17 protein-coding genes, 1 other RNA gene and 2 pseudogenes are annotated in these 21875 nt (G+C 41.6%); 17 read left to right on the top strand and 3 right to left on the bottom strand.

Annotated elements, in window-relative coordinates; genetic code table 11:
• The first annotated feature begins 115 nt into the window (after positions 1-115).
• The 3 genes and pseudogenes from ACXYSL_RS03220 to ACXYSL_RS03210 all read left to right on the top strand — a co-directional run.
• The gene (locus ACXYSL_RS03220) at positions 116-2077 is read left to right on the top strand and encodes a peptide ABC transporter substrate-binding protein (protein ID WP_458623955.1); all 1962 of its coding nucleotides are present in this window, start codon (positions 116-118) and stop codon (positions 2075-2077) included.
• Between the two features lie 193 nt (positions 2078-2270).
• Positions 2271-4253, top strand: coding sequence for a peptide ABC transporter substrate-binding protein (locus ACXYSL_RS03215; protein WP_458623954.1), 1983 nt, complete (start codon positions 2271-2273; stop codon positions 4251-4253).
• A 229-nt stretch (positions 4254-4482) separates the two neighbouring features.
• Positions 4483-5177, top strand: a pseudogene (locus ACXYSL_RS03210) (IS30 family transposase); the annotation flags it as partial.
• A gap of 31 nt (positions 5178-5208) precedes the next feature.
• Here ACXYSL_RS03210 and ACXYSL_RS03205 read toward each other — a convergent pair.
• The 3 genes and pseudogenes from ACXYSL_RS03205 to recU form a co-directional block, all read right to left on the bottom strand.
• Positions 5209-5574: pseudogene (locus tag ACXYSL_RS03205) on the bottom strand (transposase); the annotation flags it as partial.
• Positions 5575-5931: 357 nt separating this feature from the next.
• A complete protein-coding gene (gene pbp1a / locus ACXYSL_RS03200) occupies positions 5932-8109 on the bottom strand; it encodes a penicillin-binding protein PBP1A (protein ID WP_458623953.1) in 2178 nt (725 codons plus the stop codon).
• Complete coding sequence (gene recU / locus ACXYSL_RS03195) at positions 8106-8702, bottom strand: Holliday junction resolvase RecU (protein ID WP_458623952.1); 597 nt, start codon at positions 8700-8702, stop codon at positions 8106-8108. The genes pbp1a and recU overlap by 4 nt, the downstream gene beginning before the upstream one ends.
• A 66-nt stretch (positions 8703-8768) precedes the next feature.
• Here recU and ACXYSL_RS03190 point away from each other — a divergent pair, with 66 nt between their 5' ends.
• From ACXYSL_RS03190 to ACXYSL_RS03125, 14 genes are all read left to right on the top strand, one after another.
• Entirely contained in the window at positions 8769-9296 is a 528-nt protein-coding gene (locus ACXYSL_RS03190; protein WP_458623951.1) for a DUF1273 domain-containing protein, read from the top strand.
• A 69-nt stretch (positions 9297-9365) separates the two neighbouring features.
• Positions 9366-9692, top strand: a complete 327-nt coding sequence (gene gpsB / locus ACXYSL_RS03185) for a cell division regulator GpsB (protein WP_235080460.1) — start codon at positions 9366-9368, stop codon at positions 9690-9692.
• Positions 9693-9715: 23 nt separating this feature from the next.
• Positions 9716-10097, top strand: an RNA gene (rnpB, locus tag ACXYSL_RS03180) — RNase P RNA component class B.
• Between the two features lie 83 nt (positions 10098-10180).
• Positions 10181-11353 carry a THUMP domain-containing class I SAM-dependent RNA methyltransferase gene (locus ACXYSL_RS03175; protein ID WP_458623950.1) on the top strand — a complete coding sequence of 391 codons (1173 nt, stop codon included), beginning with the start codon at positions 10181-10183 and terminating at the stop codon, positions 11351-11353.
• Complete coding sequence (gene mapZ, locus ACXYSL_RS03170) at positions 11350-12792, top strand: cell division site-positioning protein MapZ (protein WP_458623949.1); 1443 nt, start codon at positions 11350-11352, stop codon at positions 12790-12792. Before ACXYSL_RS03175 ends, mapZ begins: the two co-directional genes overlap by 4 nt.
• 75 nt (positions 12793-12867) lie before the next feature.
• Entirely contained in the window at positions 12868-14292 is a 1425-nt protein-coding gene (gene gndA, locus ACXYSL_RS03165; RefSeq protein WP_000158758.1) for an NADP-dependent phosphogluconate dehydrogenase, read from the top strand.
• Between the two features lie 11 nt (positions 14293-14303).
• A complete protein-coding gene (locus ACXYSL_RS03160; RefSeq protein WP_458623948.1) occupies positions 14304-14993 on the top strand; it encodes a response regulator transcription factor in 690 nt (229 codons plus the stop codon).
• A 99-nt stretch (positions 14994-15092) separates the two neighbouring features.
• On the top strand, positions 15093-16097 hold the full coding sequence (gene cbpF, locus ACXYSL_RS03155; protein WP_458623947.1) for a choline-binding protein CbpF: 1005 nt from the start codon (positions 15093-15095) through the stop codon (positions 16095-16097).
• A 119-nt stretch (positions 16098-16216) separates the two neighbouring features.
• The gene (gene mvk / locus ACXYSL_RS03150) at positions 16217-17095 is read left to right on the top strand and encodes a mevalonate kinase (RefSeq protein ID WP_458623946.1); all 879 of its coding nucleotides are present in this window, start codon (positions 16217-16219) and stop codon (positions 17093-17095) included.
• A complete protein-coding gene (gene mvaD, locus ACXYSL_RS03145) occupies positions 17077-18030 on the top strand; it encodes a diphosphomevalonate decarboxylase (RefSeq protein ID WP_458623945.1) in 954 nt (317 codons plus the stop codon). The genes mvk and mvaD overlap by 19 nt, the downstream gene beginning before the upstream one ends.
• Positions 18017-19024 (top strand): phosphomevalonate kinase, encoded by a 1008-nt coding sequence (locus tag ACXYSL_RS03140; protein WP_458623944.1) that lies wholly within the window; start codon positions 18017-18019, stop codon positions 19022-19024. Before mvaD ends, ACXYSL_RS03140 begins: the two co-directional genes overlap by 14 nt.
• A complete protein-coding gene (gene fni / locus ACXYSL_RS03135; protein WP_458623943.1) occupies positions 19008-20009 on the top strand; it encodes a type 2 isopentenyl-diphosphate Delta-isomerase in 1002 nt (333 codons plus the stop codon). The genes ACXYSL_RS03140 and fni overlap by 17 nt, the downstream gene beginning before the upstream one ends.
• Before the next feature lie 165 nt (positions 20010-20174).
• Positions 20175-20873 carry a cell wall-active antibiotics response protein LiaF gene (liaF, locus tag ACXYSL_RS03130; RefSeq protein WP_009729816.1) on the top strand — a complete coding sequence of 233 codons (699 nt, stop codon included), beginning with the start codon at positions 20175-20177 and terminating at the stop codon, positions 20871-20873.
• Positions 20870-21868 (top strand): envelope stress sensor histidine kinase LiaS, encoded by a 999-nt coding sequence (locus tag ACXYSL_RS03125; protein ID WP_458623942.1) that lies wholly within the window; start codon positions 20870-20872, stop codon positions 21866-21868. Before liaF ends, ACXYSL_RS03125 begins: the two co-directional genes overlap by 4 nt.
• The last annotated feature ends 7 nt before the right edge of the window (positions 21869-21875 follow it).

Genomic DNA, 21875 nt, shown 5'->3' with positions numbered 1-21875 from the left:
CTTTTTGTTTTGAGACACCAGTTGTAATAAAAGCAGTAACTTTACATTTTTGAATAAATTTGATAAAATACGGTTATGTTATAAAACGTGACATTGAGGAGTAATTGAGGAGTAGATGATGAAAATGAAAAAAAGACTAATCGGGACAGGTCTTGTCTTAGCGACAGGGATTTTGCTTTCGGCATGTGGACAGTTCAACACAAATACTAGCACTTATTCATCAACATTTAGTGCGAATCCAACAACTTTCAACTATCTTCTAGATTATTATGCAGATAACACTGCCGTTATTACCAATCTCGTAGATGGTCTGCTAGAAAATGATAGCTATGGGAACCTCGTGCCAGCTCTAGCGGAAGACTGGTCTGTTTCATCAGATGGTTTGACCTATACCTACAAGCTTAGAAAAGATGCCAAGTGGTATACGGCTGATGGTGAGGAATATGCTTCAGTCAAAGCTCAGGATTTTGTCACTGGGATCAAGTATGCTGCGGACAACAAGGGGCAAGCTATGGATCTGATCCAAAATTCAATCAAGGGATTGAATGACTATGTGACGGGTGTGACTAATGACTTTTCAACTGTTGGGGTCAAAGCCTTGGATGACTACACAGTCGAGTACACTTTGACTCGACCAGAACCGTATTGGAATTCAAAGACAACCAATAGTATTCTTTTCCCAGTCAACGAAGAGTTCTTGAAATCAAAGGATAAAGACTTTGGTACCTTGACACCAGACAGTATCCTTTATAATGGCCCGTATCTGTTAAAAGATTTCACATCAAAATCTTCAATCGAGTATGTGAAGAATCCACACTATTATGACCATGATAAAGTAACTATTGAAAAAGTTAAGTTAGCCTACTTTGATGGGTCAGATCAGGAGATGACGATTCGAAACTTTGAAAGTGGTGCTTACTCGATTGCAGGAGTCTATCCAAATAGTTCGAACTATGCCAAGACAAAAGAAAAATACCAAGACAATATTGTCTATAGCTTACAAGACAAGACATCTTGGTACTTTAACTTTAACGTCAACCGCAAAACCTATAATCATACCGCTAAAACAACGGACGAACAAAAGAAATCAGCTCAAACAGCTATCTTAAATAAAAATTTCCGTCAGGCTATCAACTTTGGTATTGATCGAACAGCCTACTCTGCTCAATCTAACGGTGAAGAAGCAGCGAGCAAAACCCTTCGTAATACTCTGGTTCCCCCAACATTTGTTCAGGTGGGAGATAAGACCTTTGGAGAAGTAACAGCTTCTAAGCTTGTGAACTACGGAACTGAGTGGTCAGGTATCAATTTGGCAGACGCTCAAGATGCTTACTTTAACAAGGAAAAGGCCCAAGCAAAATTTGCGGAAGCTAAAAAGGAATTGGAAGCCCAAGGCGTGACTTTCCCAATCCATTTGGATGTCCCTGTTGATCAGACAAATAAAAATGCAGTTTCTGGTATGAACTCGGTTAAACAAACCCTTGAAACAGTACTAGGTTCTGACAATATCGTCATTGATGTTCAACAGCTTTCTACAGATGACTTTGGAAATGTTGCCTTCCTAGCGCCAAATCCAGCAGCTCGTGACTACGACTTAAACTTTGATGGTTGGGTTGGTGATTACCAGGATCCATCAACTTATCTAGACCCCTTCAATGCTGAAACTGGCTTCTATCTCAAGATTTTTGGCCTTGATGCCAAGGAAGACCAAGAGCTCATCAAGAGTTTGGGGCTAGATACCTATACACAACTCCTGAAAGAAGCAGATGCCGAGAATAAAGATGTCGCTAAGCGTTATGAAAAATACGCTGAAGCCCAAGCTTGGATGATTGACAATTCTCTAATCATGTCTGCTATGTCAAATGGTGGGACAGCCTCTGTAACTAAAGTAACTCCGTTTACACGTGCCTACTCCCTAGTGGGTATCAAGGGTGACGGAAATAATTATAAGTACATGAGACTGCAAAAAGACCCTGTTACCAAGAAACAATTTGACGAAGCCAAGGCTAAGTGGGAAGAAGAACGAAAAAAAGCCATCGAACAAAGTCAAAAAGAATTTGAAAATCATATCAAATAAAAAGTTGAAATAAGGTCTCCTTCAAGAGGCCTTGTTTTTTGTTTGCTCAAGACACCTAATAATGAAAACGATCACTTCAAAATATGACTAGATTTTTCAGAATATACCAAACTAACACAAAAATTCTGAAAATTCTGTTGACAACTTTCTGAAAAGAGTCTATAATGGGATGTAAATTTTAAAGGAGAAAATGATGAAAAGTTCAAAATTACTTGCCCTTGCGGGTGTGACATTATTGGCAGCTGGTACTCTGGCTGCGTGCTCTGGATCAGGTTCAAGTGCTAAAGGTGAGAAGACATTCTCATACATTTATGAAACGGATCCTGATAACCTAAACTATTTGACAACTGGTAAGGCAGCTACAGCAAATATTACGAGCAATGTTATTGATGGTTTGCTCGAAAATGACCGCTATGGTAACTTTGTGCCATCTATGGCTGAGGATTGGTCTGTATCTAAGGACGGCTTGACTTACACATATACGCTTCGTAAGGATGCAAAATGGTATACATCTGAAGGTGAGGAATATGCAGAAGTTAAAGCGCAAGACTTTGTAACAGGACTTAAATATGCTGCTGATAAAAAATCTGATGGTCTTTATTTAGTTCAAGAATCAATCAAAGGATTGGACGCCTATGTTAAAGGAGAAATTACAGACTTCTCTCAAGTAGGAATCAAGGCCCTTGATGATTATACAGTTCAGTACACATTGAACAAGCCAGAAAGCTTCTGGAATTCTAAGACAACGATGGGAGTTTTGGCTCCAGTAAATGAAGAATTCTTGAACTCCAAAGGGGATGACTTCGCTAAGGGAACTGATTCAAGCAGTATTCTCTACAATGGTCCATTCTTACTCAAATCAATTGTAGCTAAATCTTCTGTCGAATTTGCGAAAAATCCTAACTACTGGGATAAGGACAATGTCCATATCGATAAGGTTAAATTATCATTCTGGGATGGACAAGATACCAACAAACCAACTGAAGCTTTCAAAGACGGCAGCTTTACAATGGCTCGTCTCTTCCCAACAAGCGCTAGCTACGCAGAGACTGAAAAAGCATTTAAAGACAATATTGTTTATACACAACAAGACTCTACTACTTATTTAGTAGGTACGAATATTGATCGTCAGTCTTATAAGTACACTTCTAAGACAACGGATGAAGAAAAAACATCAACCAAGAAAGCTCTTCTAAACAAAGACTTCCGTCAAGCTCTTGCTTTTGGTTTCGATAGAACAGCCTATGCTTCTCAAGTAAATGGTGCAAGCGGGGCAACTAAACTGCTTCGTAACTTATTTGTTCCTCCTACATTTGTACAGGCAGATGGAAAGAACTTTGGCGAAATGGTCAAAGAAAAATTGGTGACTTATGGTGACGAGTGGAGTAACGTGAACTTGGATGATGCTCAAGATGGACTCTACAACCCAGATAAGGCCAAAGCAGAGTTTGCTAAAGCTAAGACAGCTCTCCAAGCGGAAGGTGTGAAATTCCCAATCCACTTGGACATGCCTGTAGACCAAACCAATACAACAAAAGTTCAACGTGTCCAATCTTTTAAACAGTCAGTTGAAGAAAACTTAGGATCTGATAATGTGGTTGTCGATATCCAACAACTTCAAAAAGACGATGTCTTGAACATTACTTACTTTGCTGAAACTGCGGCTGGAGAAGACTGGGATATCTCAGATAACGTGGGTTGGTCTCCAGACTTTGCAGACCCTTCTACCTACCTTGATATTATCAAACCATCTGTAGGGGAAAATACAAAGACTTACCTAGGATTTGACTCAGGAACAAACAACGCTGCTGCCAAGCAAGTTGGTTTGGAAGACTACGAAAAAATGGTTGTGGAAGCTGGGGAAGAAACTACTGACGTTTCAAAACGTTATGAAAAATATGCTGCTGCCCAAGCTTGGTTGACAGACAGTGCCTTGCTCATCCCAACAACTTCTCAAACTGGTCGTCCAATGTTGTCTAAGATGGTACCATTTACACTTCCGTTTGCATACTCTGGTAACAAGGGTACGAGCGAAGCCCTCTTGTATAAATACCTAGATGTACAAGACAAGGCGGTAACAACAGAAGAGTACCAAAAAGCTCAAGAAAACTGGTTGAAAGAAAAAGAAGAGTCTAATAAGAAGGCTCAAGAAGATCTCGCAAATCATGTGAAATAACTTTTATGAAATAATAGAATGGATTTAGTTTTCTTTTAGATACTAAATCCATTTTACATACATTATTTTTCTAATTTTATCTCTATAATGTCTGTAATAGGTTTATTTATTATATATGTTATATATAGAGTTTTTTGAATACCCAATTTGTAAAATTAATCTAGACAAAAAAGCCATCTATGTTAGGCTCAGATAAACTACCACATTTGTCTGAAAGGGACTAACATAAATGACCTATACACATCTTACCACAAACGAGCTTGTAATGATAGAGGCTTACTACAAAGAAGGTATAAAAGTTACTGATATTCTAAAAGCTCTTGGAAGATCAAAACAGACAATCTACAATGTCATCAACTATCTGAAAGAGGGCTACTCTGCTTATGATTACTATAAGCGATATAAAGTCAATAAAAAACTCTGTGGCAGGAATAAAACAAGTCTTTCGCAAGCAGAAAAAGACTTTATTCAAACTCATTTAGATCTAAGCTGAAGTCTTGATGTCATTAAGGGAGCTTATCCAGATAGGATTTCTTGTTCTATGTGCACTCTCTATCGACTAGCAGACCGCGGTATTCTAAAGAAAGAGGATCTCCCTTGGATAGGCAAAAGAAAACCAAATGGTCATAGCGAAAAACGAGGAAAACAAGCGTTGCGCAGAGATTTACGTGAGAGAGCAAACAGTTATCCTAATTTTAAGACAGAATTTGGTCATCTAGAAGGAGATACCATTGTTGGCGAGAAACACAAAAGTGCAGTCATTACCTCAGTAGAACGCTGCTCAAAAGCCATCATCACACTGAAAATCAATGGACGGAAAGCAAGTGATATTGAGGCCTCCATCAATCAATGGTTGTCTCAAGTTCCCAGTCATCTCTTTAAGTCGATAACTTTTGATTGTGGGAAAAATTTTCTAATTGGAAATGTACTGAGCCCCAAAAGTTAGACAATTAATTTAACCAAAGGATTTAGTTCTGTATTGAACAGGACTAAATCCTTTTAGTTTGACTTTAATTCGTTTGTTGTAATAATCAATGTAGTCTACAATGGCTTGTTCCAATCACTTAAATGATTTAAACGTTTTCTTGTAGCCATAAAACATCTCAGATTTAAGTATTCCAAAGAAAGATTCCATCATTCCGTTATTAGGACTGTTCCCTTTACGTGACATAGATGGACGAATGCCCTTGTTCTCTAAAAACTGATTATAAGATTGGTACTGATATTACCAGCCTTGGTCACGGTGAAGGATTGTTCCACTATATGATTTAGTTGGAAATACCTTCTCAAGCATGGTCTGAACTTGTTTCAAATCTGGAGAATAATAATTATTCTTCCTGTTTGGACAATGGCTACCCCATACCTGTCAATCAGGCGAATCATGTACCTTAGTCCAGAAACATCCACCCTAAATCTTTTTGAAAGCTGGTCAAAGCTTAGACCTTGTTTTATGAGCTCATAGATTTGAACCTTGTCTTCATAACTTAATTTCATAAAAATAGCACCCCAATCGTTAGATTTTATGTCTAACGATTGGGGTGCAGTTCAAGATGGCTGTGCATATTGTTCAGAAAAAACTATCTAGTTTTTTCTGAACAAAGGAGAATAATTTAATAATATTTAATGATATGGGTTTTAACCTTTTAACACTATTTGATCATTTTTAAATTGGGTTTAATTATCGTCTTCGAGGTTGTATCTGGGGTGTTTGATTTTGCTCGCTGGTTCTTGGGTTTGGTTGTTGTGTATTGTTTTCGCTCGTACCCGAATTTGGAGTTGTTGTACTTTCTTGCGTACTAGAACTCTCTGAAGTTGAGCTAGAGCTTTCAGGTGTCGAGCTTTCAGGTGTCGAGCTTTCAGGTGTTGAACTTTGCTGAGGAGCAGTCCACACAGAACGTGCACCCTTTTTAAAGACGAATTCTCCACCTCTGTAGAGTCCTTCTGGCATAGTCCAGTCACCAGGATGATCATCTTCAGATAAATAAGTCATCATCGAACGGTAAACCTTAGCAGCAACATAGAAGCCATCACCAACGATAGGAGTCAGGCGATTCGAGTAACCGGTCCAAACGGCCATTGAATATTTACGAGTATAGCCAACGAACATTTCGTCCGGAGCTACATAACCCGTATTTTTGATGTAGTTTTCAATCTCATCATCTGTATAGTTTGACGTACCAGTTTTACCAGCTTGTGGTAGCCAAGGGAGGTAGGCTCCTCGACCAGTTCCGTATGCTAAGACGGTTTTCATCATATCTGTCATCATATAGGCTGTCGTTTCTTTCATAGCACGTGTACCAGAATCAGAGAATTCTTTTGAACTGCCATCACTAAAGACAATCTTGTTAATATACATCGGTTTGCGGTAGATACCGCCATTGGCAAAAGCAGCATAAGCCGCAGCCATCTTCTCGCTGCTTGCTCCATACTTTTTGTCAGATTCGGTTGTATTACTTGAAATGGCATTTGCATAGTGCATATCTGGATAGTCAATACCAAGTCCATTTAGGAAGGTTTTGGCTCTGTCTAAACCAACCTTATTCAAGGTTTCTACAGCTGGAACATTCCGTGATTGCTGGAGAGCATACTGGAGTGTTATGTTTCCAAAGTAACTTCTATCCCAGTTGTAGACGGGAGTGTCTGTTCCAGGATAATTGTAAGGAACATCGTGAACAATTGAAGCAGTTGAATCATAGATATCGTACTCCAAAGCTGGGGCATAATCTGTGATTGGCTTCATCGTTGATCCCCAGTCTCGGTTGGTTTCAACAGCTTGGTTGATTCCAAAGGAAACGTTGCTTGATTGGTGACGAGAACCTAGTTGGGCTATAACTTTTCCGTTTGTGACATCAACAATCGTAGAAGCCACTTGCAACTCATCATCTGGATAGTTGACATACTCTTCCGTATTGTAAATATCCCAGAGACGTTGTTGGACCTTAGAATCAACGTTTGTGTAGACTTCCATACCCGTAGTTAAAAGGTTATAACCTGTTTCCTGTTCAACTTGGTCAATCACCTCTTTGAGGTAATTATCCATGTATGGAGGATAACTGTTAGCCGATTTTAGGCTTTGAAGTCCGTCTGTAATAGGAGTATTAATTGCTTTTTCATACTGCTCAGCTGAAATGTAGCCTTGACCCTTCATCTCAGAGAGGACGAGATTGCGTCGTTCTTGAGCTGCTTCTGGATGTGAGTATGGATCATACTGATTTGGCGCCTGAGGCATTCCAGCAAGGAGAGCCAACTGCGGGATACTCAAATCTTTAAGGTCCTTACCATAGTAATTTTGGGCAGCAGTCTGCATACCATAGTTACCGTTTGACATATAGACCTTGTTGATGTAGTAGGTCAAGATCTCTTGTTTAGTCGCTTTTTGTTCTAGCTGAACGGCTAACCAAGCTTCCTGAGCCTTACGAGAAAGGGTTTGATCAGAAGTTGACGTAGAAAAATAAGTTAACTTAATCAACTGCTGCGTCAAGGTTGAAGCTCCTTGCAGACCTCCACTACCACGAAGGTTTCGGAGGGTAGCACCTAGGATACGGATCGTGTCAATTCCTCGGTGATTAAAGAAGCGATGGTCCTCAATCGAAACAATAGCGTTGACCAAATCGGTCGGTATTTCGTTTGCTTGGGCATTGACCCGACGTTCCGAACCAAGATCAGCGATAAGCTCGTCATTGCTATCATAGATCTTACTTGACGTTGTAGCGACTAGTTTACTTTCAGAAAGTTCGGGAGCCTTGCTAACATAGTAGAGGAAGAGACCTCCACCAAGCATTACAGCTGCGATAAATACAGTTAAGAGACTGATACTGACATACTTAGCTATTCGCAGGAAAGTTTGTTTGTTCATCTTGTTTTACCACCTAGTAAATGTTCTTTGATAATGTCGAGGTAGGGAATTTGAGGAAAGGCCCCAGGCTCAATCCTATATCCATTTTCTCGAATATATCCAAGTGGCATTGACTTCTGTCCCTTATCTTGATGATAGAAACGGATGAGGTCAATAGCCGGCAATAAGTAGGTTTCTTGCTGAGAAGAAAAGTGAAGGAGTACAAAGCAGATCCCTTGTTGGGCAAGGACTTGTTCCATGTGTTGGATCTGATGGAGATGAAAATTCTTCATCGGAATCGCATGTTTTTGCCTGGTTTCCTTTGCTTCAAAGTCGATGTAATATCCATCATAAACCCCTGAATAGTCTGTGGTTGAAGCTTGTCTAAAGTAGGCTTCAACAATCTTTGCTCGACTTCGTTGGGGATAGTCGACACGTACGATTTGGATGGGAGTCGGTTTCTTGTGAATCACTGCCAACCCATGCGACAAGTAATAATCGTTCGTAGCATTGATCATCTTTTCAAAAGACATTCCCCGATTTGCGAAATTTTTAGTTTGTGACGGGGGGGCTTGTCTCTTCTGTGATGAAATTTTATGTGGATAGTTGACCATAATTCTCCTTATTGGTACAATAACATCACTCTATTATATCATAAATTTACAAAGAAAGGGTTAAAAATGACAACAGCCTTGATTTTAGGCTATTCAGCCTTCGACCTTGGTCTCTTTAATGACAAGGATATTCGTGTTGATATTATCAAAACAGCCATTCGGAGAGACCTGGAACGTCTAGCAGAGGATGGGGTGAACTGGCTTGTATTTACAGGGAGTTTGGGCTTTGAATACTGGGCGCTTCAGGTGGCGAAAGACATGAAAGCAGACTATGGATTTCAGCTGGCGACCATTTTTGATTTTGAAACCCATGGCAGTAACTGGAATGAAGCCAATCAAGTGAAATTGAGTGAGTTCAAGCAGGTTGACTTTGTCAAATATGCCTATCCACGATATGAGCACAAGGGACAATTACGCGATTATCAGAAATTTTTACTGGAGAACACAGATATTTGCTATCTTTTTTATGATGAAGAAAACAAAACTAAGTTACAATATTTTTACCAAATGATGAAAAATCAAGCGGACTATGTTACAAGGCAATTAACATTTGATGAGTTAAATGAACTAGCAGAAAATTTTTCTGAAAAGTAACCCTTTGACCTTGATTTTTACTTGTCTTTTTTTATATAATAAGAATAGCAATCGAGAATGGAGAGAGACATGGCAAGTATTATATTTTCAGCGAAAGATATTTTTGAACAAGAGTTTGGACGCGAAGTACGTGGATATAGCAAAGCAGAGGTGGATGAATTCCTAGATGATGTGATTAAGGATTATGAGACTTATGCGGCTTTGGTTAAATCCCTTCGTCAAGAAATTTCCGATTTGAAGGAGGAGTTGTCTCGTAAACCACAGGCGGCTCCAACTCAACCAGACTCTATTGACGTAACAGCTTCTACTTCAATGACAAACTTTGATATTTTGAAACGCTTAAATCGTCTCGAAAAAGAAGTATTTGGTAAGCAAATCTTAGACAACCAAGATTGATAATTGACTAAGGAATGAGTGCAATTTTTGGATAATCGCGTGAAGAGGTTCTCTTTTCATGAGGAAAGTCCATGCTAGCACAGGCTGTGATGCCTGTAGTGTTTGTGCTAGGCGAATCCATAAGCCTAGGGACGAGTGATCGTTACGGCAGTCGAAATGGCTAAGTCTTCGGATAGGTCAGAATAGGCTTGAAAGTGCCACAGTGACGGAGTCTTTCTGGAAACGGAGAGAGTGGAACGCGGTAAACCCCTCAAGCTAGCAACCCAAATTTTGGTCGGGGCATGGAGTGCACGGAAACGAACGTAGTACTCTGACTGCTAGCAGATTTATGCTGTTAGCGGTAGACAGATGATTATCGAAGGAAGTGGTCCTAGTCACTTCTGGAACAAAACATGGCTTATAGAAAATTGCATATAGGTTGGGGCTGAGAAATCTTTCTCAACCTCATTTTTTAAAGTGAACAAGAGAAAGGTCTTGCAAGACTAGAAATGAAAGAACAATTTAATTTAATCGCAACTGCTGCGGCGGGCCTCGAGGCAGTCGTTGGACGTGAGGTGCGAGAACTTGGTTATGATTGTCAGGTTGAAAATGGGCGTGTCCGCTTCCAAGGAGATGTGAAGGCAATCATTGAGACCAATCTTTGGCTTCGTGCAGCGGATCGCGTCAAGATTGTGGTCGGAAGTTTTCCAGCTAAGACTTTTGAAGAGCTTTTTCAAGGTGTTTTTGCTCTAGATTGGGAAAACTATCTCCCGCTAGGAGCACGTTTCCCGATTTCAAAGGCCAAATGTGTCAAGTCAAAACTTCATAACGAGCCCAGTGTTCAGGCTATTTCTAAGAAAGCTGTTGTGAAGAAATTACAAAAACACTATACCCGCCCAGAAGGAGTTCCTTTGATGGAAACTGGTCCTGAGTTTAAGATTGAGGTGTCCATCCTTAAGGATGTGGCAACTGTCATGATTGATACGACAGGTTCTAGCCTCTTTAAGCGTGGTTATCGTACGGAAAAAGGTGGAGCTCCTATCAAGGAAAATATGGCAGCGGCCATTTTACAACTATCTAACTGGTATCCAGACAAGCCCTTGATTGATCCGACTTGTGGTTCAGGAACTTTCTGTATTGAGGCGGCTATGATTGCCAGAAAGATGGCGCCGGGTCTTCGCCGTTCCTTTGCTTTTGAGGAATGGAACTGGGTTAGCGATCGGTTAATCCAAGAGGTCCGTACTGATGCTGCTAAGAAAATTAATCGTGAGATAGAACTGGATATCATGGGCTGTGATATTGATGCTCGTATGGTAGAAATTGCCAAAGCCAATGCCCAAGCAGCAGGTATTGCAGGAGATATCACCTTTAAGCAAATGCGGGTACAAGATTTGCGCTCAGACAAGGTAAATGGAGTCATCATTTCCAATCCACCATATGGGGAGCGCTTGTCCGATGATGCAGGAGTTACGAAACTTTATGCTGAGATGGGACAGGTCTTTGCGCCACTGAAAACCTGGAGTAAGTTTATCCTGACCAGTGACGAAGCTTTTGAAAGTAAGTACGGAAGTCCAGCAGATAAAAAACGAAAACTTTATAACGGGACCTTAAAAGTGGATTTGTATCAATACTTTGGTCAGCGTGTGAAACGCCAAGAGGTAAATAGAAAGGTAAACTCATGAGCAAGAAAAGACATGATCGTCATAAAAAAGGACATCAAGAACCCAAATTCGGCTTTGATGAAGCAAAAGATTTGACTGTTGGTCAAGTAATTCGTAAGAACGAAGAGGTGGAAGCTGGAGTATTGCCTGAGGACAATATCTTGGACAAATACATCAAACAGCACCGTGAAGAAATCGAAGCCGACAAGTTTGAAACTCGTCAGTTTAAAAAAGAAGAACTGGCTTCTACTCAAAGTCTAGAAGATATGATTCAAGAAGTGCGAGAATCTAGTGAGACTTCTGGAGAGGTAGAAGAGTCAGATGTAGTTATTGAGAAATCTATTGAAGAGATAGACAATGAAGAAACTACTCAGTTTGTTTCCCCGCTTCAAGATGAGGAAAGTACTGAAATAGAGCCTCTCGTTTTAACAGAAACAGCATCCAAGGAAATGAATGAGGAAAATGAGAAACAAGAAGAAACCTATACTTCCCTATCACGATCAGTACAGACGGAACCTGAAACAGGCTCTAAAAAGAGACGTGTGATTACCATCGTTTCTGTGGTAGCTGCAATTCTTGTTCTTGCTGGGACGTATTATGTTTACCGTCAGGTATCTCGTTCGAGCCAAGAAATCCAGTCTTCTCAAGCATTTTCAGGAAATCAGGAATCGCAAACTGACTTGCAAGAGTTTAATACGCTCTATGATTCCTTCTATACAGATGCCAATAAGACTGCTTTAAAAAATAGCCAGTTCGATAAGTTGAGTCAACTGAAAACCTTGCTAGATAAGTTAGAAGGCAGTCGTGATCATACATTAGCTAAGTCAAAATACGATAGTTTAGCAACTCAAATCAAGGCCATCCAAGATGTCAATGCCCTCTTTGAAAGTCCAGCTATTACTGATGGTATCTTGGATACTAATGCAAAGGCCAAGGCAGACGCTAAGTTTACAGAAATCAAAACAGGTAACACAGAATTAGACAAGCTCTTGGATAAGGCCATTAGCCTTGGTAAGAGCCAACAAACCAGTGCTTCTAGTTCAAACTCAAGCTCTAGTCAAGCAAGTTCAAGTTCAGCTACAGAAAGCAATGCGAGCAGCACTACACCTTCAACAAGTACCACAGCACCAGCTAGAGATACGAATGGTGGTTTGTCTAGCGATGGTGTCAACCTTCAAAGAAGTGCTAGTCGTGTGCCATACAACCAAACAGCTGTAGACGATAGCAACAACCCTGCTTGGACTTTTGCAGATGGTGTTTTGGAACAAATCCTAGCAACATCACGTGCTCGCGGTTATATCACTGGCAATCAATATATCCTAGAACGGGTCAATATCGTAAACGGAAATGGTTATTACAACCTTTACAAACCAGATGGAACCTATCTCTTTACTCTCAACTGTAAGACGGGGTACTTTGTCGGTAATGGAGCTGGTCACGCGGATGACTTGGACTACTAGGAGTCCGTTACAAAATCCTTTCCTTTCCTAGGTAAAAATGATAAAATAAAACATATTAAACAAGAGGAGTGTCTTATGACAAAAGCTAACTTTGGTGTTGTTGGTATGGCCGTAATGGGTCGTAACCTTGCCCTAAATATCGAATCTCGTGGCTACACAGTTGCCATTTACAACCGTAGTAAAGAAAAAACAGAAGACGTGATTGCTTGCCATCCAGAAAAGAAATTTGTACCAAGCTATGACGTGGAAAGTTTTGTAAACTCAATCGAGAAGCCTCGTCGCATCATGCTGATGGTTCAAGCTGGACCTGGTACAGATGCTACGATCCAAGCCCTTCTTCCACACCTTGACAAGGGTGATATCTTGATTGATGGAGGAAATACTTTCTACAAAGATACCATCCGTCGTAATGAAGAATTGGCAAACTCAGGTATCAACTTTATCGGTACTGGGGTTTCTGGTGGTGAAAAAGGTGCCCTTGAAGGTCCTTCTATCATGCCTGGTGGACAAAAAGAAGCCTACGAATTGGTTGCTGATGTTCTCGAAGAAATCTCAGCTAAAGCACCAGAAGATGGCAAACCATGTGTGACTTACATCGGTCCTGATGGAGCTGGTCACTATGTGAAAATGGTTCACAACGGTATCGAGTATGGTGACATGCAATTGATCGCAGAAAGCTATGACCTTATGCAACACTTGCTAGGCCTTTCTGCAGAAGATATGGCTGAAATCTTTACTGAGTGGAACAAGGGTGAATTGGACAGCTACTTGATTGAAATCACAGCTGATATCCTAAGCCGTAAAGACGATGAAGGTCAAGAAGGACCAATCGTAGACTACATCCTTGACGCTGCAGGTAACAAAGGAACTGGTAAATGGACTAGCCAATCATCACTTGACCTTGGTGTACCATTGTCACTCATCACGGAGTCAGTATTTGCCCGCTACATCTCTACTTACAAAGAAGAGCGTGTACATGCTAGCAAGGTCCTTCCAAAACCAGCCGCCTTCAAGTTTGAAGGAGACAAGGCTGAGTTGATTGAAAAGATTCGTCAAGCCCTTTACTTCTCAAAAATCATTTCATACGCACAAGGTTTTGCCCAATTGCGTGTAGCTTCTAAAGAAAACAACTGGAACTTGCCATTTGCGGACATCGCATCTATCTGGCGTGCTGGCTGTATCATCCGTTCTCGTTTCTTGCAAAAGATCACTGATGCTTACAACCGTGATGCAGACCTTGCCAACCTTCTTTTGGATGAGTACTTCTTGGATGTAACAGCGAAATACCAACAATCTGTACGTGATATCGTAGCACTTGCTGTTCAAGCTGGTGTACCAGTACCAACTTTCTCAGCAGCCATTACTTACTTTGATAGCTACCGTTCAGCTGACCTTCCAGCTAACTTGATCCAAGCACAACGTGACTACTTCGGTGCTCACACTTACCAACGTAAAGACAAAGAAGGAACATTCCACTACTCTTGGTATGACGAAAAATAAGTAGGTCTGCCATGGGGAAACGGATTTTATTACTTGAGAAAGAACGAAATTTAGCTCATTTTCTCAGTCTGGAACTCCAAAAAGAGCAATACCGTGTTGATCTGGTAGATGAAGGGCAAAAAGCCCTCTCCATGGCTCTCCAGACGGACTATGACTTGATTTTACTGAATGCTCATCTGGGGGATATGACGGCCCAGGATTTTGCAGAGAGGCTTAGTCGGACAAAACCAGCCTCAGTGATCATGGTCTTGGACCGTCGCGAAGAATTGCAAGACCAGATTGAGACAATCCAGCGCTTCGCCGTTTCTTACATCTATAAGCCAGTGATTATTGATCAGCTGGTGGCTCGTATTTCAGCGATTTTCCGAGGTCGGGACTTCATTGACCAACACTGTAGTCAGATGAAGGTCCCAACGTCATACCGTAACCTACGTATGGATGTAGAACATCATACCGTTTATCGTGGCGAGGAGATGATTGCTCTGACGCGCCGTGAGTATGACCTTTTGGCCACTCTCATGGGAAGCAAGAAGGTCTTGACTCGTGAGCAGTTGTTGGAAAGTGTTTGGAAGTACGAAAGTGCGACAGAGACCAATATCGTGGATGTTTATATCCGTTATCTACGTAGCAAGCTTGATGTAAAAGGTCAAAAAAGCTACATTAAAACCGTGCGTGGTGTTGGGTACACCATGCAAGAATAGAAAAGCAGTTGCAGTTGTGTAACTGCTTTTTTTGAGGGATTTCCATATATTGACATACAGTCGGGTCTTTGCTACAATCAGTTATGGAGGAAAGATCGAATGAAAAAATTTAAAATAATGATGCAAGCTGGACTAGCAGTCTTTTTCTTTAGTTTGCTAGCGACAAGCACCGTATTGGCGGATGATGCTGATTCGGAAGGCTGGCAATTTGTCCAAGAAAATGGTAGAACCTACTACAAGAAGGGTGAGATCAAAGAAACGGCCTGGCGAGTGATAGATGGAAAGACCTATTATTTCGATCATGTATCAGGAGAGATGGTTGTCGGCTGGCAATATATCCCGTTTCCATCTAAAGGTAGTACAATTGGTCCTTACCCAAATGGTTTAAGATTAGAATATATGCCAATGCCAAAATGGTATTACTTTGGTCAAGATGGGGTACTACAAGAATTTGTTGGCAAGCAAGTTTTAGAAGCAAAAACTGCTACAAATACCAACAAACATCATGGGGAACAATATGATAGCCCAGCAGAGAAACGAGTCTATTATTTTGAAGATCAGCGTAGCTATCACACTTTAAAAACTGGTTGGGTTTCTGACGAAGGGCATTGGTATTATTTACAGGAGGATGGTGGCTTTGATGCTCGAATCAACAGATTGACTGTTGGGGAGCTAGCACGTGGCTGGACCAATGCTAACTCAACTTGGTACTATCTAGATCCAGAAACTGGTATTATGCAAACTGGTTGGCAGCAACTTGGCAATAAGTGGTACTACCTCCGTTCATCAGGAGCTATGGCGACTGGTTGGTATCAGGAAGGCTCATCTTGGTACTATTTAGATGCTCAAAATGGTGATATGAAGACAGGTTGGGCTTATGTCGGTAACAAGTGGTACTATCTCCGTTCATCAGGAGCTATGGCAACTGGTTGGTATCAGGAAGGTTCGACGTGGTATTATCTAAACGCAAGTAATGGTGACATGAAGACAGGCTGGTTCCAGGTCGGAGGGAAATGGTACTATGCTTATAGTTCAGGTGCTTTAGCAGTGAATACGACTGTAGAAGGCTATTACGTCAATTATAATGGCGAATGGATCCAATAATGAAAGGGGCGATTGTGAAGGAAACAATCGCTTTTTTTGTGAAAATATAATAAAATAGATAGGAGGAAATACTACTGTATGAAAAGCAAGACGGTCTTTCCGTCTGGTTAAAGGAAAACATGATAAAAAAAGTTGGTGTCGGTCAGGCACATAGTAAGATTATTTTAATAGGAGAGCACGCTGTTGTATACGGCTATCCTGCCATTTCCCTGCCTCTCTTAGAGGTAGAGGTGACATGTAAGGTAGTTCCTGCAGCGAGTCCGTGGCGTCTTTATGAGGAGGATACTTTGTCCATGGCAGTTTATGCTTCGTTAGAATATTTAGAGATTAAAGAGGCCTGCATTCGCTGTGTGATTGACTCGGCTATCCCTGAAAAACGGGGAATGGGTTCGTCAGCAGCTATCAGCATAGCAGCCATTCGAGCTGTTTTTGACTACTATCAAGCCGACCTGCCTCATGATATATTAGAAATCTTGGTCAATCGGGCGGAGATGATTGCCCATATGAATCCGAGTGGTTTGGATGCCAAGACCTGTCTCAGTGATCGACCTATTCGCTTTATTAAAAACGTTGGATTTACAGAGCTTGAGATGGATCTATCTGCCTATTTGGTCATTGCTGACACGGGCGTGTATGGTCACACTCGTGAGGCCATCCAAGTGGTTCAAAGCAAGGGTAAGGATGCTCTGCCGTTTTTGCATGCCTTGGGAGAATTGACCCAGCAGGCAGAAGATGCGATTAGACGAAAAGATGCTGAAGGACTGGGACAAATCCTCAGTCAAGCGCATTTACATTTAAAAGAAATTGGTGTCAGCAGCCCTGAGGCAGACTCCCTCGTTGAAACGGCTCTTAGCCATGGTGCTCTAGGTGCCAAGATGAGTGGTGGTGGGCTAGGAGGCTGTATCATAGCCTTGGCAACCAATTTGACACACGCTCAAGAACTAACAAAACGATTAGAAGAGAAAGGAGCTGTTCAGACATGGATCGAGAGCCTGTAACAGTACGTTCCTACGCAAATATTGCCATTATCAAATACTGGGGAAAGAAAAAAGAAAAAGAGATGGTTCCTGCTACTAGCAGCATCTCTCTGACGTTGGAAAACATGTACACAGAGACGACCTTGTCGCCTCTACCGAAGGATGCGACGGCTGATGCATTTTATATCAATGGTCAGTTACAAAATGATGCTGAACATACTAAGATGAGTAAGATTATTGACCGCTACCGTCCAGATGGTGGGGGCTTTGTCCGTATTGATACCCAAAACAATATGCCGACTGCGGCGGGCTTGTCCTCTAGTTCTAGTGGTTTGTCCGCCTTGGTCAAGGCTTGTAATGCTTATTTCAAGCTTGGTTTGAATCGGAGTCAGTTGGCGCAGGAGGCTAAGTTCGCTTCAGGTTCTTCCTCTCGTAGTTTTTATGGACCACTAGGTGCTTGGGATAAGGATAGTGGGGAGATTTACCCTGTAGAGACAGACTTGAAACTAGCTATGATCATGTTGGTGCTAGAGGATAAGAAAAAACCAATTTCTAGCCGTGATGGGATGAAACTTTGTGTGGAAACCTCGACGACTTTTGACGACTGGGTGCGTCAATCTGAGAAGGATTATCAGGATATGCTGGTCTATCTCAAGGAAAATGACTTTGCCAAGGTTGGTGAATTAACGGAGAAAAATGCCCTTGCTATGCACGCTACGACCAAAACAGCATCACCAGCCTTTTCTTATCTGACCGATGCAAGCTATGAAGCCATGGACTTTGTCCGCCAGCTTCGTGAGCAAGGAGAAGTCTGCTACTTTACCATGGATGCTGGTCCCAATGTTAAAGTCCTCTGTCAAGAGGAAGACTTGGAGCATTTATCTGAAATATTTGGTCAACGTTATCGCTTGATTGTGTCAAAAACAAAGGATTTGAGCCAAGATGATTGCTGTTAAAACTTGCGGAAAACTCTATTGGGCTGGTGAGTACGCCATTTTAGAACCAGGACAGCTGGCCTTGATAAAGGCGATACCTATCTATATGAGGGGAGAAATTGCCTTTTCTGATAGCTACCGTATCTATTCAGATATGTTTGATTTCGCAGTGGACTTTACGCCAAATCCTGCCTACAGCTTGATTCAAGAAACGATTGCTTTAGTGGAAGATTTTTTGACCTATCGAGGTCAGGATTTAAGGCCTTTTTCTCTAGAAATCAGTGGAAAAATGGAACGGGAAGGCAAAAAGTTTGGTCTGGGTTCTAGTGGTAGCGTCGTTGTCTTGGTGATCAAGGCCCTACTGGCCCTATATGATATTACGGTTGATCCGGAACTCTTGTTCAAGCTGGCTAGCGCGGTCTTGCTCAAGCGAGGCGACAATGGTTCTATGGGAGACCTTGCCTGTATTGTGGCAGAGAATTTGGTTCTCTACCAGTCGTTTGATCGAAAGAAGATAGCTACGTGGTTGGAAGAAGAAAACTTGGCGACAGTTTTGGAGCGTGATTGGGGCTTTTCTATCTCACAGATAAAACCAGGTCTAGAATGTGATTTCCTAGTGGGATGGACCAAGGAAGTGGCTGTATCGAGTCAAATGGTTCAGCAAATCAAGCAAAACATCAATCAGAATTTTTTAAGTTCCTCAAGAGCAACGGTGACTGCTTTGGTAGAAGCCTTGGAGCAGGGGAGAGCAGAAGAAATAATTAATCAGATGGAAACAGCCAGCCAGCTTTTAGAAGGCTTGAGCGCAGATATTTACACGCCTTCGCTTAGACAGTTGAAAGAAGCCAGTCAAGATTTGCAGGCTGTTGCCAAGAGTAGCGGCGCTGGTGGTGGTGACTGTGGCATTGCCTTGAGTTTTGATGAGCCATCAACTGAAATCTTAAAAAATCGTTGGGCCGATCTGGGGATTGAGCTCTTATACCAAGAAAGGATAGGACATGACGACAAATCGTAAGGACGAGCATATCCGCTATGCCCTTGAGCAGAAAAGTTCCTATAATAGCTTTGATGAGGTGGAGTTGATTCATTCTTCCTTACCTCTTTATGATTTAGATGAAATTGATCTGTCGACAGAGTTTGCTGGTCGAAAGTGGGACTTTCCTTTTTATATCAATGCCATGACAGGTGGGAGCGAAAAAGGTAAAGAAATCAATCAAAAGCTAGCTCAGGTGGCAGAAGCTTGTGGGATTTTGTTTGTGACGGGTTCTTATAGCGCAGCCCTAAAAGATCCAACAGATGGCTCTTTTTCTGTCAAATCTAGCCATCCAAATCTCCTCCTTGGAACCAATATTGGATTGGACAAGCCTGTTGACCTAGGACTTCAGACTGTGCAAGCAATGGATCCTGTTCTCCTGCAGGTGCATGTCAATGTCATGCAGGAATTGCTCATGCCCGAGGGAGAAAGGAAGTTTAGAAGCTGGGAATCGCATCTGGCAGACTATAGCAAGCAAATCCCTGTTCCTATTATTCTCAAGGAAGTGGGCTTTGGGATGGATGTGAAGACCATCGAGAGAGCCTATGAACTGGGTGTACGAACCTTTGACCTGTCAGGTCGTGGTGGCACCAGCTTTGCCTATATCGAAAACCGTCGTAGTGGTCAGCGTGACTACCTCAATCAATGGGGACAATCCACCATGCAAGCCCTTCTCAATGCCCAAGACTGGAAAGATAAGGTCGAGCTTTTGGTCAGTGGAGGCGTTCGGAACCCGCTTGATATGATTAAGTGCCTAGTCTTTGGAGCCAAGGCTGTGGGATTGTCACGAACCATGTTAGAGCTAGTAGAAAATCACTCAGTTGAAGAAGTGATTACGATTGTCCAAGGATGGAAAGAAGATCTGCGCTTGATTATGTGTGCCCTTAATTGTGTCACCATAGTGGATCTGCAAAAAGTAGACTACATTCTATATGGAAAACTAAAAGAAGCTAAAGATCAGATGTAGAGAGGTCGGGACAAGAATCCCGCCCTTTTCTTATCTCTTTGTCAACCTTAGAGAGTTGATGAAATCTAGCTTGTACGAGCTATTTCTGTCCAACCGCTTTTTTCCATCCTCAGACCGAGGTGACTTTTTTGAATTGTGATAAAATAGAAGGGAGAGGATGCGTCTATGAAAAAATTTCAAATCTTTTTATTTATTGAAGCCTGTCTGTTGACGGGAGCTCTGATTTTGATGGTATCAGAGCATTTTTCACGTTTTCTACTGATTCTATTCCTCTTTTTGCTCTTGCTCCGCTATTATACAGGGAAAGAAGGCAACAATGCTTTTCTCCTTGTTGCAACCATTCTTTTCTTTTTCATCGTCATGCTCAATCCCTTTGTGATTTTAGCTATCTTTGTGGCAGTTATCTATAGTCTCTTTCTTCTTTATCCGATGATGAATCAAGAAAGAGAGGAGACGGACTTGGTCTTTGAAGAGGTGGTGACGATTAAAAATGAACGCAATCCTTGGTTTGGCAATCTCCATCATTTCTCTAGTCACCAGACCTGCCAATTTGATGATATCAACCTCTTTCGCCTCATGGGCAAGGACACCATTCATCTAGAAAGAGTTATCCTAACCAATCATGACAATGTCATTATCCTTAGAAAAATGGTCGGAACGACTAGGATTATCGTACCTGTAGATGTGGAAATCAGCCTCAGTGTCAACTGTCTTTATGGAGATCTTACCTTCCTTCATCAACCTAAGAGATCCCTTCGTAATGAACACTATCATCAGGAAACCAGAGACTACCTCAAGAGTAACAAGAGCGTCAAAATTTTCCTAACCAGTATGATTGGAGATGTGGAGGTGGTTAGAGGATGAAAAAGCAATCCTATCTATTAATCGGGCTGACTTCTCTCCTTTTTATCCTCTTTTTGACCAATAGTCTACTTGATATTTTTGAACTGGATTGGTCCTATTTGCTACAGGATATCGAGAAAACAGAAAAGTTAATCTTCTTGATCTTTGTCTTTAGCCTTTCCATGTCCTTCTTTTTTGTCCTCTTTTGGCGCGTGATAGAAGAAGTCTCTCGCAGAAAAATGCAGGTCAATCTCAAGCGCTTATTAGCAGGAAAAGAAGTAGTTTCTTTTGCAGATCCAGACTTGGATGCCAGTTTCCAATCCTTGTCTGGCAAGCTCAATCTTTTGACAGAAGCTGTTCAAAAGGCTGAAAACCAAAGCCTAGTCAAGGAAGAAGTGATTATCGAGAAAGAACGGAAGCGGATAGCGCGTGACTTACATGATACGGTTAGTCAGGAGTTGTTTGCAGCCCATATGATTTTATCAGGTGTCAGTCAGCAGGCTTTGAAATTGGATAGAGAAAAGATGCAAACCCAGTTGCAAAGTGTCGCATCCATCCTAGAAACAGCCCAGAAAGATTTGCGGGTCTTGCTCCTACATTTGCGACCTGTTGAGTTGGAAGAGAAGAGTTTGGTTGAGGGGATTCAAATCCTCTTAAAAGAGCTAGAGGACAAGAGTGATCTCAAGGTAAGCCTCAAGCAAAATGTGTCTAAATTGCCCAAGAAGATTGAAGAACATATCTTCCGTATTCTTCAGGAGTTGATCAGCAATACCCTCCGCCATGCTCAGGCCTCTTGTCTAGATGTCTATCTCTATCAGACGGATGTTGAATTGCAGCTAAAGGTAGTGGACAATGGGATTGGTTTCCAGTTAGGGAGTTTAGATGACTTGAGTTATGGACTGCGAAATATCAAGGAGCGGGTCGAAGATATGGCAGGAAACATTCAACTTTTGACAGCTCCAAAGCAAGGACTGGCGGTTGATATCCGTATTCCCTTGCTAGATAAGGAATTATAAAGGAGTA

It is taken from the genome of Streptococcus sp. V913, assembly GCF_054353455.1.
This window is presented reverse-complemented; position numbering and strand designations above follow the sequence as displayed.

Excerpts from the sequence above, each read along its gene's own strand:
- ACXYSL_RS03220 (WP_458623955.1), top strand. The coding sequence starts at position 116 with ATGATGAAAATGAAAAAAAGACTAATCGGGACAGGTCTTGTCTTAGCG.
- ACXYSL_RS03215 (WP_458623954.1), top strand. The coding sequence starts at position 2,271 with ATGAAAAGTTCAAAATTACTTGCCCTTGCGGGTGTGACATTATTGGCA.
- pbp1a (WP_458623953.1), bottom strand. The coding sequence starts at position 8,109 with ATGAACAAACAAACTTTCCTGCGAATAGCTAAGTATGTCAGTATCAGT.
- recU (WP_458623952.1), bottom strand. The coding sequence starts at position 8,702 with ATGGTCAACTATCCACATAAAATTTCATCACAGAAGAGACAAGCCCCC.
- ACXYSL_RS03190 (WP_458623951.1), top strand. The coding sequence starts at position 8,769 with ATGACAACAGCCTTGATTTTAGGCTATTCAGCCTTCGACCTTGGTCTC.
- gpsB (WP_235080460.1), top strand. The coding sequence starts at position 9,366 with ATGGCAAGTATTATATTTTCAGCGAAAGATATTTTTGAACAAGAGTTT.
- ACXYSL_RS03175 (WP_458623950.1), top strand. The coding sequence starts at position 10,181 with ATGAAAGAACAATTTAATTTAATCGCAACTGCTGCGGCGGGCCTCGAG.
- mapZ (WP_458623949.1), top strand. The coding sequence starts at position 11,350 with ATGAGCAAGAAAAGACATGATCGTCATAAAAAAGGACATCAAGAACCC.
- gndA (WP_000158758.1), top strand. The coding sequence starts at position 12,868 with ATGACAAAAGCTAACTTTGGTGTTGTTGGTATGGCCGTAATGGGTCGT.
- ACXYSL_RS03160 (WP_458623948.1), top strand. The coding sequence starts at position 14,304 with ATGGGGAAACGGATTTTATTACTTGAGAAAGAACGAAATTTAGCTCAT.
- cbpF (WP_458623947.1), top strand. The coding sequence starts at position 15,093 with ATGAAAAAATTTAAAATAATGATGCAAGCTGGACTAGCAGTCTTTTTC.
- mvk (WP_458623946.1), top strand. The coding sequence starts at position 16,217 with ATGATAAAAAAAGTTGGTGTCGGTCAGGCACATAGTAAGATTATTTTA.
- mvaD (WP_458623945.1), top strand. The coding sequence starts at position 17,077 with ATGGATCGAGAGCCTGTAACAGTACGTTCCTACGCAAATATTGCCATT.
- ACXYSL_RS03140 (WP_458623944.1), top strand. The coding sequence starts at position 18,017 with ATGATTGCTGTTAAAACTTGCGGAAAACTCTATTGGGCTGGTGAGTAC.
- fni (WP_458623943.1), top strand. The coding sequence starts at position 19,008 with ATGACGACAAATCGTAAGGACGAGCATATCCGCTATGCCCTTGAGCAG.
- liaF (WP_009729816.1), top strand. The coding sequence starts at position 20,175 with ATGAAAAAATTTCAAATCTTTTTATTTATTGAAGCCTGTCTGTTGACG.
- ACXYSL_RS03125 (WP_458623942.1), top strand. The coding sequence starts at position 20,870 with ATGAAAAAGCAATCCTATCTATTAATCGGGCTGACTTCTCTCCTTTTT.